Source organism: Stenotrophomonas sp. 85239_Sma, from assembly GCF_056481725.1.
The window spans coordinates 1,555,596-1,567,568 of record NZ_CM151163.1; the positions used below are offsets into that span (position 1 = coordinate 1,555,596).

The window sequence follows — 11,973 nt, forward strand, 5'->3', positions numbered from 1 at the left end:
CCCGCTACCACAACGCATCCCGCAGCTTGTACCACGACATCGCCGCCACCAGCAGCGGCATCCGCAGCAGCCGGCCGCCGGGGAAGGGCGCATGCCGCAGGCGCTGGAACACGTCCAGGCGCTCGCTCTGGCCGGCAATGGCGGCGGCGATCACCTCGCCGGCCAGCCCGGCGGCGGCCACCCCATGGCCGGAGAACCCCTGCGCGAAGTACAGATTGCCGTCCAGCCGACCCCAATGCGGCGCGCGGTTGCGGGTAATGTCCACATAACCACCCCAGACCTGGTCCAGTGCCACGTCGGCCAACTGTGGGAACACCTGGTGCATGCGCCGCTGCATCACCCCGCGCAGGCCGGGTGGGGGCAGCGCCGAGTAGCTGGCGCGGCCGCCGAACAGCAGGCGGTGGTCGTGGCTGAGGCGGAAGTAATCCAGTGCCCAGGCGGTGTCAGCCACGGCCATGTTGTTGCCGATCAGGGCGCGGGCACGCTCGGCGCCGAGCGGCTCGCTGGCGCCGATATAGGTGCCGACCGGCATGATCCGCCGTTCCAGCTCGGGCAGCAGGCCCTGCAGCCAAGCGTTGCCGGCCACGACCAGATGCGCAGCGCGCACACTGCCCTGGGCGGTATGCAGGGACGGCTGTGGTCCGCGCTGCACGCGGGTCACTGCGGAGTTCTCGTGGATCACCACGCCGGCCGCGCGCGCCGCATCGGCCAGGCCGCGTGCATACGCCAGCGGTTGCAGGTGCGCGCTGAGCGGATCGAACATCGCGGCGCGGTAGCGCGGGCTGTCCAGCTGCGCGCGCAGGGCATCACGGTCCCACCATTGCATCGGGTAGTCGTAGTGGCGCTGCAGGTGCTCGCAGTTGGCACGCAGGTCGCGCTCATGCCGTTCGCGGATGGCGACGCTGGCATGGCCCTCCACCCAGTGGCAGTCGATGCCATGGCGGTCGATGCGCGTACGCATGGCCTGCACCGCATCGCGCGACCAGTCGAACAGGTGGCGCGCGTCATCACGGCCGAGCTGGCGCTCCAGTTCGTCCACCTCGCAGCCATAGCCCACCAGCGCCTGGCCACCGTTGCGACCGGACGCGCCCCAACCGATCCGCTGTGCTTCCAACAGCACCACGCGCTGGCCACGGGCGGCCAGTTCCAGCGCGGCGGTCAGGCCGGTGTAGCCGGCGCCGAGCACCGCCACGTCGGCCTGCACATCACCCTGCAAATGGGGCAGCGCGGCCGGCTCGGGCAGGCTGGCGGCGTACCAGCTGGGCGGGAAGACGGCGCTCACTGCAGGCCTCGCGGGCGCGGTGCGGGCGGAAAGAGCGGGGGAGGACGATCAGCATTCACCCGCCTAGTTTCGCCGATGCGTGACGGCCATGGTGTGACGGCGACGACTTGCCGCGTTCGCCGGGCGACGGGTAACGTGTGGGCACGCCAAGGAGTTTTCCCATGCGCCCCCTGCCCTGGGTGGGCCTGCCCACCGACAGTACCGTGCTCGGCCATCACCGTTTCGCGATGGCCGGCGAGAAGTACGTTCGCGCGCTGGCCGAGGCGGCCGAGGTGACCCCGGTGGTGTTGCCCAGCCTGCAGCCACCGCTGCCGGCTGGCAACTGGCTGCAGGGACTGGATGGCCTGTTGTTGACCGGCGCGGTCAGCAATATCGAACCGCAGCACTACGAGGGTGGCCGCAGCTGGCCAGGCAATCCGCACGACCCCGCTCGGGATGCCAATGCCTTTGCGCTGCTGCGCGAGGCGCTGGCGCTGGACCTGCCGGTGCTGGCGATCTGCCGCGGCTTCCAGGAATTGAATGTGGCGCTCGGTGGCAGCCTGCATCCGCAGGTGCATGCGGTGCCCGGCCTGGCCGACCACCGCGAAGACCCGCAGGCGCCGGTGGACGTGCAGTATGGGCCGGCCCATGGTGTGACCCTGGCCGCAGATGGCTGGCTGGCGCAGTGGCACGGCAGTGGCCGCGCACAGGTCAATTCGGTGCACGGGCAGGGCATCGCCCGCCTCGCGCAGGGCCTGCATGCCGAGGCCCGGGCCGATGACGGGCTGGTCGAAGCGGCACGCAGCCTGCACCATCGTTTCGTGCTCGGCGTACAGTGGCACCCGGAGTGGCGTGTCATGCAGGCGCCGTTCTATCACGCTATTTTCCGTGCATTCGGCCAAGCTTGCCGGCAGCACCAACAGAACCGACTGGATTTCCGATGAGTTCCCGAACGCGCCCGCGCAAGACGGCCACGCCCCCCGCACCGCAGGAAAGCACGCTGCTGCGCTGGCTGAAGGAGCGGCGCATCACCGAGGTGGAATGCCTGGTGCCGGACATCACCGGCAACGCGCGCGGCAAGATCATTCCCGCCGACAAGTTCTCGCACGACTACGGTACGCGCCTGCCCGAAGGCATCTTCGCCACCACCGTCACCGGCGAGTTTCCCGACGACTACTACGAGCTGACCTCGCCGTCGGACTCGGACATGATGCTGCGCCCTGATCCGGACACGGTCCGGATGGTGCCGTGGGCGGCCGATGCCACCGCGCAGGTCATCCACGATTGCTACACCAAGAACGGCGAGCCGCACGAGCTGGCGCCGCGCAACGTGCTGCGTCGCGTGCTGGCAGCCTATGCCGAGCTGGGCCTGCGCCCGGTGGTGGCGCCGGAACTGGAGTTCTTCCTGGTGCAGAAGAACACCGACCCGGACTTCCCGCTGCTGCCGCCGGCTGGCCGTTCCGGGCGCCCGGAAACGGCGCGGCAGTCGTACTCGATCGATGCGGTCAACGAGTTCGACCCGATCCTCGACCTGATGTACGACTACGCTGATGCGATGAAGCTGGACGTGGACACGCTGATCCACGAATCCGGAGCGGCGCAGCTGGAAGTCAACTTCACCCATGCCGATGCGATGGACCTGGCCGACCAGGTGTTCCTGTTCAAGCGCACCATGCGCGAGGCAGCGATGCGCCACGGTGTCTATGCCACGTTCCTGGCCAAGCCGATGGAGAACGAACCGGGCAGTGCCATGCACATCCACCAGAGCCTGGTGCGGGTGAGCGATGGCAGCAACGTGTTCGCCGGCGAGACCGATGCCGAGGGCGAGTTCAGCCCGGTGTTCGGCCACTACCTGGGCGGCCTGCAGAAGTACGCGCCGCAGGCCATGGCGTTCTTCGCGCCGAACGTGAACTCCTACCGCAGGCTGGTGTTCGGCGAAGTCTCGCCGAGCAACGTCCATTGGGGTTTCGACAACCGCACCTGCGGCTTGCGCGTGCCGCTGGATACGCCGGAGAACATGCGCGTGGAGAGCCGTTTCGCCGGGTCCGATGCCAATCCCTACCTGGCAATGGCCGCGACCCTGGCCTGCGGCCTGCTCGGCATCCGCGAGCGGCTGGCACCGGATGCGCCGGTGACCGGCAGCGCCAAGGAACTGGGGTACAACCTGCCGCGCTCGCTGGGCGAGGCGCTGGACGGGCTGGAGCAGTGCAGCGAGCTGCAGGCGCTGCTGGGTGAGCGCTTCTGCCGGGCCTACATCTCGGTCAAGCGCAAGGAATACGAGACCTTTTTCCGCGTGATCAGCTCGTGGGAGCGCGAGTTCCTGCTGCTGAACGTCTGAGCATCCGGAATAGAAAAATCCGCCGCCGGGGGGTAGGCTGGCACCCGTCGCCGGCCCCGCCGGCCCCCCTTCCCGCATTCTGGAGCACCCGATGAAGCTGCGTATCCTCACGCTCGGCCTGGCCTCCGCCATGCTTGCCGCCTGTGGCGGTGGCAACGGCGGCGCGCAGGACAGCCAGGTCCTGAACGTCTACAACTACAGCGATTACATCGCCGAGGACACCATTCCGACCTTCGAGAAGGAGAGCGGGATCAAGGTGACCTACGATGTGTTCGACAGCGATGAGATGGTCGAGACCAAGCTGCTGGCCGGCAACAGCGGCTACGACGTGGTGGTGCCGACCCTGAACTTCTTCGGTCGCCAGATCCAGGCCGGCGTGTTCCTGCCGCTGGACAAGAGCAAGATCCCGAACCTGGCCAACCTCGATCCGGCGGTGATGAAGCGCATCGCCACCCAGGATCCGGGCAACCAGTACGGCGTGCCGTACATGATCGGCACCACCGGCATCGGCTACAACGTGGACATGCTGAAGCAGCGCTTCGGCGGCAGCGCCGACATCGCCAACAGCTGGGACCTGGTGTTCAAGCCGGAGAACATCAGCAAGATGAAGGACTGCGGCGTGACCATCCTGGACACGCCGGCGGACATGATCCCGATCGCGCTGCATTACCTGGGCCTGGACCCGCACAGCGGCGACCCGGCCGAGCTGCAGAAGGCCGCCGACCTGCTGAAGTCGATCCGCCCGTACGTGCAGAACTTCCACTCCTCCCAGTACGTGGGTTCGCTGGCCAACGGCGGTACCTGCCTGGTGGTCGGCTGGTCGGGTGACATCATCCAGGCCCGCGACCGCGCCGAGGAAGCCAGCAATGGCGTGCACGTGGCCTATTCGATCCCGAAGGAAGGTGCACCGCAGTGGTTCGACATGCTGGCGATCCCGAAGGACGCCAAGCACCCGGACGCGGCCTACGCCTTCATCAACTACCTGCTGCAACCGAAGGTCGCCGCGGCCAACACCAACTTCATCCACTACGCCAACCCGGTGCCGACCGCGACGCCGCTGGTGGACGAGGCGATCCGCACCGACCCGACGATCTACCCGCCGGCCGACGTGGCCGAGAAGATGTTCACCTATTCGATCAACACGCCGGAGACCGACAAGCTCTACACCCGGCTGTGGACCGAGGTGAAGACGGGCCGATAACCCGGTCGGGCGCCGCCGGGCCATGCCTGGCGGAACGCTTCACCCTTGGCCGGGAGCGGTACCGCCGCCCTGGCCAAGATGCCGCAGGATGGCCGGCAGCAGGTCGCGCGCATCGCGGCCGCCATTGCACAGGAACGACGAACTCATCCGCTGCAGGTTGTGCATGCCGATGAAGAACAGCCCTGGCTGTGGTGAAACACCGAACTCGCCGAGCGGATAGCCGTACGTATCCAGCACACCTTCCACGTCGAGCCAAGGCCATTCGGCGGCGAAGCCGGTCGCCAGCACCACCGAGCGGATGCCTTCCGCCTGCAGGTCCAGTTCACGTGGGGCGGCGTCCGGTTCCCAGTGTAGATAGACCTCTTCTGGAATGTAGCGGGCATCGTCCGTGCGCGGCTCGGGCCGCGTGGCGTAGTACGCACTGGCCAGCGAATCGAGGTAGTCGTACTCGGCCCGCGTGGCCTCGATTGCGGCCTGCAGCTGCGGGCGAACGTCGGCGAAGCGGGCGATGATCCCCTCAAGGCCCTGCAGCCGGCCCAACAGCGTGATGCCTTCCCGATGCATTGCCATCAGGCTGATCGAGCTGCCCCGCCCGTTGCGTCCCTTGCCGGAAATCAACGGAAATTCGGCGGTCCGCGCCTTGCGCAGCGCATCCGGCTCGCCGGCCAGTACGCCGGCCGTTTCGCCCACGTGCTGGTGGATGCGCCCGGCCATGTCCCACCACGTCATCGAGTCCTTGCCGCGCAGCCGGCGGGTATGCGAATGACGCTGGGCCAGAGACCAGTAAACCCTGCGCCCGCTGTCGCGCAGGTCCTGGGCGATCTGCGCACCGGACTGCCCACCGCCAATGACCAGCACGCCGCCATCGGGCAACTGATCGGCACTGCGGTAGTCCCCCGAGTGCAGCACCGCCAAGCCCGGCCCGGGCGCGAACGGGGCCCGTGGCATCCGGGCGCGGCGGTATTCACCGGTAGCGACCACCACCGCGCGGGCGTGGATCCGCCCCTGGCTGCTGTCGATCACATAGCCATCATGCTCACGCGTGACCCGCTGTACTTCACAACCTTCGCTGATCGGCAGCGAGCGCTCGTCGGCATACTCGCGCAACCGGCGGATCACCTCCGCGGCGCCCATGAAGCCTTCCGGGTCTGCGCCTGCGTAGGCGTGGCCGTGCAGGGCCATCGTTGCGTTGGCGGTGTTGGTCTGGAACGAGCGCCAACGCCGTTGCCAGCTGGCACCCACGCTTTCGGCCTCCAGCACGCGATGCTCGACGCCGGCCTCCTGCAGCAGCGCACTGAGGGACAACCCGGCCTGGCCGGCGCCGATGATGGCCAGCGGCAGCCTCGCAGGCAGGGAGCCCGGCGGGTGGGGCGGGAGAGGGCAGGGTCTGTGCGGGGAAATCACCAGGGCGGGTCCATGCAAGGCTTCGATCCGGGGCATTGCGCGGGGAATGCCCTGGGCCTTCAACAGATCCCGCTCTGAAAAACGTTGCATATCGGACCGTCGCCCGTGGTGTCTGCCGGGGCGGCTGCCTGGACAACCGGGGCAGCCCCGGCCTTTGAGCGGACAGGCCACGCTGGCGGGGGAAAACCGACACGCCTCGGGGTCCCCGGGCGGGCCTGCGGCCGCTTCCGCCCGCCGCCGTCATATCCCCTTCGGCCCCCGGCCGTTAGAATGGCCGCCGCTGTCCACCGCCCGCTCCCGGAGCCCCCATGCCCGTTGAAGCCCAGCCGGTAGCCGCCGTCGTCGACACGACCGGTGCGCCCGGCTATCTCTCCATTCGTGATTTGCGCAAGGAATTCGACGGTTTCGTCGCCGTCGACGACGTCAACCTGGACGTGCGCAAGGGCGAGATCTTTGCCCTGCTCGGTGGCTCCGGCAGTGGCAAATCGACCCTGCTGCGCTGCCTGGGCGGCTTCGAGACGCCCACCAAGGGCAGCATCACCCTTGATGGCCAGCGCCTGGACGCACTGCCGCCGTACCAGCGGCCGGTCAACATGATGTTCCAGTCCTATGCCCTGTTCCCGCACATGACGGTCGAGCAGAACATTGCCTTCGGCCTGAAGCAGGATGGCCTGGGCAAGGACGCGGTCAGCAAGCGCGTCGGCGAGATGCTGGACCTGGTGCAGATGGGGCACCTGGGCAAGCGCAAGCCGCACCAGCTGTCCGGCGGCCAGCAGCAGCGCGTGGCGCTGGCGCGGTCGCTGGCCAAGGGGCCGAAGCTGCTGCTGCTGGATGAGCCGATGGGCGCGCTGGACAAGAAGCTGCGCTCGCAGATGCAGCTGGAACTGGTCAGCATCATCGAATCCTCCGGCGTGACCTGCGTGATGGTCACCCACGACCAGGAAGAAGCGATGACCATGGCCACCCGCATCGCGGTGATGGATGCCGGCTGGATCCAGCAGGTGGGCAAGCCGGACGAGGTCTACGAGCAGCCGGCCAACCGCTTCGTCGCCGAGTTCATCGGTTCGGTCAACCTGTTCGACGGGGTGATCGACGAGGACCTGCCCGAGTACGTGACCGTGCGCTCACCGCTGTTCCCGGCACCGATCTACATCGCCCATGGCATCACCTGCTATGAAGGGCAGCCGGTCGCGTTCGCGCTGCGCCCGGAGAAGGTGATGATCGGCAAGGACGAACCGGAAGGGCACACCAACAAGGCGCAGGGCGTGATCGAGGACATCGCCTACTTCGGCAGCCATTCGGTCTACCACGTGCGCCTGCCCAGCGGCGCCAAGGTGCTGGCCAACTTCGCCAACTCGCAGCGCTGGGCCAGTGATGGCCTCACCTGGGGCGATGAAGTGTGGGTGCATTGGCGCGACAACGACGGCGTGGTGCTGACCTCATGAGCGTCGCCGGCCTGAAGCGCTGGCTGCCGGGGCTGCGTGCCACGGTGATCGGCATTCCGTACCTGTGGCTGCTGCTGTTCTTCGCAGTGCCGTTCCTGATCGTGCTGATGATCAGCTTCTCGCTCAGCCGGGTCGGCTCGCCGCCGTATACCTGGTTGCTGCAGTATGCCGACGGCGGCTTCTCGCTGAAGCTGAACCTGGAAAACTACCTGGCGCTGTTCCGCGATTCGATCTATGCGCAGGCTTTCCTGAGCTCGATCAAGATCGCAGCCATCTCCACGTTCCTCACCCTGCTGATCGGCTATCCGATGGCCTACGCCATCGCCCGCCTGTCGCCGGCCGCGCGCAACGTGGCGATGATGCTGGTGGTGCTGCCATCGTGGACCTCGTTCCTGATCCGCGTGTATGCGTGGAAGGCGATCCTGGACCGCAACGGCCTGCTCGACCAGTTCCTGCAGTTCACCGGCCTGCAGGCGCTGATGACGTCGATGGGGCTGCCGAAACTGCAGTTGATCGATACGCCGACCGCCGCCTACATCGGCATCGTCTACTGCTACCTGCCGTTCATGGTGCTGCCGCTGTACGCCAACCTGGTCAAGCACGACCACCGCCTTCTGGAAGCGGCCTACGACCTCGGTGCCAAGCCGTGGCAGGCGTTCCTGCGCATTACCCTGCCGTTGTCGAAGGCGGGCATCATCGCCGGCTGCATGCTGGTGATGATCCCGGCGGTGGGCGAATTCGTGATCCCGGAAATGCTGGGTGGCTCGGAGACACTGATGGTGGGCCGCCAGCTGTGGAACGAGTTCTTCAACAACCGCAACTGGCCGGGAGCTTCGGCGATGGCGGTGGCGATGATCCTGTTGCTGCTGGTGCCGATCCTGCTGTTCAACCGTTCCCAGCAGCGCCTGCTGGAAGGGAAGCAGGCATGAGCCCGCGTAGCGCAAAGGGCCTCGGGCTGGGCGTGCTGCTGCTCGGCTTCGCCTTCCTGTACCTGCCGATCCTGCTGCTGATGTTCTATTCGTTCAACAGCTCGCGGCTGGCGATGGTCTGGGCCGGGTTCTCCACCCGCGCCTACAGCGACCTGTTCGCCGACCGCGCGCTGATGGATGCAATGTGGACCAGCCTGGTGGTGGCGTTCTGGACCGCCTGTACCGCCACCGTGCTGGGCACGTTGGCGGCGATGGTGATGACCCGCTTCAAACGCTTCCGCGGCAAGCCGCTGTTCGGTGCGCTGGTCACCGCGCCGCTGGTGATGCCGGATGTGATCCTCGGTTTCTCACTGATGGCGCTGCTGGCCTCGATGGGGGCGATTCCCGGCTTCCCCGCGCGTGGCCTGGCCACCATCTGGATCGCGCACGTCACCTTCACCCTGTGCTTCGTCACCGTGGTGGTGTCTTCGCGCCTGCAGGAAATGGACCTGTCGCTGGAAGAAGCGGCGATGGACCTGGGTGCCAGCCGGCTGACCGTGTTCACCCGCATCACCTTGCCGATCATCGCGCCGGCGCTGGTGGCGGGCTGGTTGCTCGCCTTCACCCTGTCGCTGGATGACGTGGTGGTGGCCAGCTTCGTGGCCACGCCGGGCTCGACCACGCTGCCGATGAAGGTGTTCGCCTCGGTGCGCATGGGCATCAGCCCGAAGATCAACGCGCTGGCCACACTGCTGGTGTCGGCGGTGTCGATTGCCGCAGTGATCGGCTGGTACATCAACGCCCGCGCCGAGAAACGGCGCCAGCGTGACCTGCAGCTGGCACGGCAGGACAACGGCTGAGGCCGCGGTCTGTCGGCTGATCCGGCAACATCCGGCTCACGGGCAACGGCGCACAATGGGGGCCTTCCAGATGGAGATCCCCCATGACCGTCGAGATCATCGACCCGGCCACCGGCCAGGTGACCTACCGCCATGAACTGATGGGTGCAGCCGACATCGAGCAGCGCCTGCAGTCTGCTGCCGAGGCATTCCGTGGCTGGGCCGATCGCTCGCTGCAGGAACGCGGCGCGATCCTGCGCCAGGTTGCCGCGCAGCTGCGCGCGCGCCGTGACGATCTGCAGCAGGCGATGACCCACGAGATGGGCAAGCTCAAGGCCGAAGCGCTGGCCGAGGTCGACAAGTGCGCCGCGGCCTGCGAGTACTACGCCGATCACGCGGCCGACTACCTCAAGCCGCAGCTGATCGACACCGAGGCCCAACGCAGCTATGTGCGCTACGAGCCGATCGGCTGCGTGTTCGCGGTGATGCCGTGGAATTTTCCGATCTGGCAGGTATTCCGCTTCCTCGCGCCGGCGTTCATGGCCGGCAACGTGGCCCTGCTCAAGCACGCCAGCAACGTGCCGCAGTGTGCCGACCTGATCCTGGCGGTGTGCCGTGACGGCGGCCTGCCGGACGGCGTGTTCGACGTGCTGCATATCGACAACGACCAGGCCGCCGACGTGCTGCGCGACGCACGGGTGAAGGCGGTGACGCTGACCGGCAGCGAACGGGCAGGGCGATCGATCGCCTCCAATGCCGGCAGCCAGCTGAAGAAATCGGTGATGGAACTCGGTGGCAGCGATGCCTTCGTGGTGCTCGACGATGCCGACCTCGACAAGACCGTCGCGGCGGCCGTGAAGTCGCGCTTCGACAACAGCGGGCAGACCTGCATCGCAGCCAAGCGCTTCATCGTGGTCGATGCGGTGGCCGATGAGTTCACCCGGCGCTTTGTTGAAGCCGCAGGCGAGCGCCAGTACGGCGATCCCGGCGAACGCAGCACGACGCTGGCGCCAATGGCGCGCGCGGACCTGCGCGATGAACTGCACAAGCAGGTGCAGGCCAGCGTGGCCAAGGGCGCCCGCATTCTGGTCGGCGGCGAGCCCATTGCCGGCACGCATGCGGGCTACCCGGCCACCGTGCTCGACCAGGTCGGTCCGGGCATGCCGGCCTATGACGAGGAACTGTTCGGTCCCGTCGCTGCGGTGATCCGGGTCAAGGACGAGGCCGATGCGCTGCGCGTGGCCAATGACACCCGCTTCGGCCTGGGTGGCAGCGTGTGGACGCAGGATCCAGTACGTGGTGAGCGTTTCGCCCAGCGCATGGAGTGCGGCGCGGCATTCGTCAATGCCATCGTCAAGAGCGACGCGCGGTTGCCGTTCGGTGGCAGCAAGCAGTCTGGTTTCGGTCGGGAGCTGGCTGACCACGGCATCCACGAGTTCATGAACATCAAGACTGTCTACGTGGCTTGATTCCGAACGCGGGCCATGCGCCACGACCAATGGTCGTGGCCTGGCGGTCTGGTGGGTATCGACTCTTGGTCGATACTCCCTACAACCACTTCGCGCGCTTGAACAACCGGTACAGGCCCACGCAGACGCCGCCCACGCCGACAATCATCAGCGGGTACGACCACGGTTCGCTCAGCTCGGGCATGTGGCTGAAATTCATGCCGTACCAGCTGGTGATCAACGTCGGCGCTGCCAGCAGTGCGGCCCACGCGCCAAGTCGCTTGACCGTCTCGCCCTGCGCCAGGGTCACCAGCGACAGGTTCACGCTCAGCGCGGTGCCCAGCATCTCGCGCAGGGTGTCGATCACATCGCTGATGCGTACCGCATGGTCGTGCACGTCGCGCACGTAGAGCTTCACTTCATCGGGGATCAGCTCGCCCTGGTAGCGGCGCAGCTGCGCCAGCACATCCTGCAGCGGCGCCACCGCCATCCGCATCTTGTTCAGTTCGCGCTTGAGCTCGTACAGCCGCACCACCGTGCTGCGCTTGTAGTTGTCGGCAAAGATGTCCTTTTCCAGCAGATCAAGGGTGTCGCGGAAGCGGTGCACGATGGGCAGGTAGTTGTCGACCACGAAGTCGGTCACCGCATACAGGCAGTACGACGGGCCCATCTTCAGCAGCTGCGGCTCGCGCTCCACCCGTGCACGCACCGGGGCGTAGGACAGCGAGGCACCGTGGCGCACCGTCACCAGGAAGCGCGGGCCGAGGAAGGCGTGGGTTTCGCCATACTGGATGCGTTCGTCCACCATCTGCGCGGTGGTCACCACCACGAACAGCGAATTGCCGTAGGTCTCGACCTTGGGCCGCTGGTGCGCGTTGCGCGCGTCCTCGATGGCCAGGTCGTGCAGGCAGAATTCCTCCTGCAGTTTCAGCAGCACATCGTCGTTGGGATCGTACAGGCCCACCCAGACGAAGCCGTTGCCACTGGCAATGACATCGCTGATGGCATCCAGGCTGATGTCGTGGCGTTTGCCCTCGTCATCGTAATGGACGCAGTTGATGACGCAGGCAGGGTTGGCCGAAGCAGGGGCGGAAGCGGAGGCGGGCAATGACATGCCCGCCATCGTGCG

At 66.9% G+C, this 11,973-nt stretch carries 10 protein-coding genes; 7 read left to right on the plus strand and 3 right to left on the minus strand.

Features of this window, described 5'->3' with window-relative positions; translation table 11 throughout:
- Nucleotides 1-4 precede the first annotated feature (4 nt).
- Entirely contained in the window at nucleotides 5-1,282 is a 1,278-nt protein-coding gene (locus ACYKG1_RS07270; protein ID WP_478472250.1) for an NAD(P)/FAD-dependent oxidoreductase, read from the minus strand.
- A gap of 161 nt (nucleotides 1,283-1,443) precedes the next feature.
- Here ACYKG1_RS07270 and ACYKG1_RS07275 point away from each other — a divergent pair, with 161 nt between their 5' ends.
- The 3 genes from ACYKG1_RS07275 (at nucleotide 1,444) to ACYKG1_RS07285 (ending at nucleotide 4,800) form a co-directional block, all read left to right on the plus strand.
- Complete coding sequence (locus tag ACYKG1_RS07275; RefSeq protein WP_478472252.1) at nucleotides 1,444-2,205, plus strand: gamma-glutamyl-gamma-aminobutyrate hydrolase family protein; 762 nt, start codon at nucleotides 1,444-1,446, stop codon at nucleotides 2,203-2,205.
- Nucleotides 2,202-3,599 (plus strand): glutamine synthetase family protein, encoded by a 1,398-nt coding sequence (locus ACYKG1_RS07280; protein WP_014036577.1) that lies wholly within the window; start codon nucleotides 2,202-2,204, stop codon nucleotides 3,597-3,599. The genes ACYKG1_RS07275 and ACYKG1_RS07280 overlap by 4 nt, the downstream gene beginning before the upstream one ends.
- 91 nt (nucleotides 3,600-3,690) lie before the next feature.
- Entirely contained in the window at nucleotides 3,691-4,800 is a 1,110-nt protein-coding gene (locus ACYKG1_RS07285; RefSeq protein ID WP_262227124.1) for a polyamine ABC transporter substrate-binding protein, read from the plus strand.
- A gap of 39 nt (nucleotides 4,801-4,839) precedes the next feature.
- Here the strand turns inward: ACYKG1_RS07285 and ACYKG1_RS07290 are convergent, their stop codons facing one another.
- Nucleotides 4,840-6,240, minus strand: coding sequence for a flavin-containing monooxygenase (locus tag ACYKG1_RS07290; protein ID WP_478472254.1), 1,401 nt, complete (start codon nucleotides 6,238-6,240; stop codon nucleotides 4,840-4,842).
- A gap of 272 nt (nucleotides 6,241-6,512) precedes the next feature.
- Between ACYKG1_RS07290 and ACYKG1_RS07295 the strand changes: the two genes are divergently transcribed.
- The 4 genes from ACYKG1_RS07295 to ACYKG1_RS07310 all read left to right on the plus strand — a co-directional run bounded on the left by ACYKG1_RS07295 (nucleotide 6,513) and on the right by ACYKG1_RS07310 (nucleotide 10,865).
- Nucleotides 6,513-7,649: an ABC transporter ATP-binding protein gene (locus tag ACYKG1_RS07295; RefSeq protein WP_100471816.1), complete on the plus strand. Its 1,137-nt coding sequence runs from the start codon at nucleotides 6,513-6,515 to the stop codon at nucleotides 7,647-7,649.
- Complete coding sequence (locus tag ACYKG1_RS07300; protein WP_100471817.1) at nucleotides 7,646-8,578, plus strand: ABC transporter permease subunit; 933 nt, start codon at nucleotides 7,646-7,648, stop codon at nucleotides 8,576-8,578. Before ACYKG1_RS07295 ends, ACYKG1_RS07300 begins: the two co-directional genes overlap by 4 nt.
- Nucleotides 8,575-9,417 (plus strand): ABC transporter permease subunit, encoded by an 843-nt coding sequence (locus ACYKG1_RS07305; protein ID WP_100471818.1) that lies wholly within the window; start codon nucleotides 8,575-8,577, stop codon nucleotides 9,415-9,417. The genes ACYKG1_RS07300 and ACYKG1_RS07305 overlap by 4 nt, the downstream gene beginning before the upstream one ends.
- A gap of 83 nt (nucleotides 9,418-9,500) precedes the next feature.
- On the plus strand, nucleotides 9,501-10,865 hold the full coding sequence (locus ACYKG1_RS07310; protein WP_478472255.1) for an NAD-dependent succinate-semialdehyde dehydrogenase: 1,365 nt from the start codon (nucleotides 9,501-9,503) through the stop codon (nucleotides 10,863-10,865).
- A 79-nt stretch (nucleotides 10,866-10,944) separates the two neighbouring features.
- On the opposite strand, the gene ACYKG1_RS07315 is transcribed toward ACYKG1_RS07310, so the two are convergent.
- Complete coding sequence (locus tag ACYKG1_RS07315; RefSeq protein ID WP_087922051.1) at nucleotides 10,945-11,967, minus strand: magnesium and cobalt transport protein CorA; 1,023 nt, start codon at nucleotides 11,965-11,967, stop codon at nucleotides 10,945-10,947.
- Nucleotides 11,968-11,973: the final 6 nt, after the last annotated feature.

Bases quoted from the DNA above. Each gene is read 5' to 3' on its own strand.
- ACYKG1_RS07295 (WP_100471816.1), top strand. From the start codon at position 6,513: ATGCCCGTTGAAGCCCAGCCGGTAGCCGCCGTCGTCGACACGACCGGT.
- ACYKG1_RS07275 (WP_478472252.1), top strand. From the start codon at position 1,444: ATGCGCCCCCTGCCCTGGGTGGGCCTGCCCACCGACAGTACCGTGCTC.
- ACYKG1_RS07300 (WP_100471817.1), top strand. From the start codon at position 7,646: ATGAGCGTCGCCGGCCTGAAGCGCTGGCTGCCGGGGCTGCGTGCCACG.
- ACYKG1_RS07310 (WP_478472255.1), top strand. From the start codon at position 9,501: ATGACCGTCGAGATCATCGACCCGGCCACCGGCCAGGTGACCTACCGC.
- ACYKG1_RS07305 (WP_100471818.1), top strand. From the start codon at position 8,575: ATGAGCCCGCGTAGCGCAAAGGGCCTCGGGCTGGGCGTGCTGCTGCTC.
- ACYKG1_RS07280 (WP_014036577.1), top strand. From the start codon at position 2,202: ATGAGTTCCCGAACGCGCCCGCGCAAGACGGCCACGCCCCCCGCACCG.
- ACYKG1_RS07290 (WP_478472254.1), bottom strand. From the start codon at position 6,240: ATGCCCCGGATCGAAGCCTTGCATGGACCCGCCCTGGTGATTTCCCCG.
- ACYKG1_RS07285 (WP_262227124.1), top strand. From the start codon at position 3,691: ATGAAGCTGCGTATCCTCACGCTCGGCCTGGCCTCCGCCATGCTTGCC.
- ACYKG1_RS07315 (WP_087922051.1), bottom strand. From the start codon at position 11,967: ATGGCGGGCATGTCATTGCCCGCCTCCGCTTCCGCCCCTGCTTCGGCC.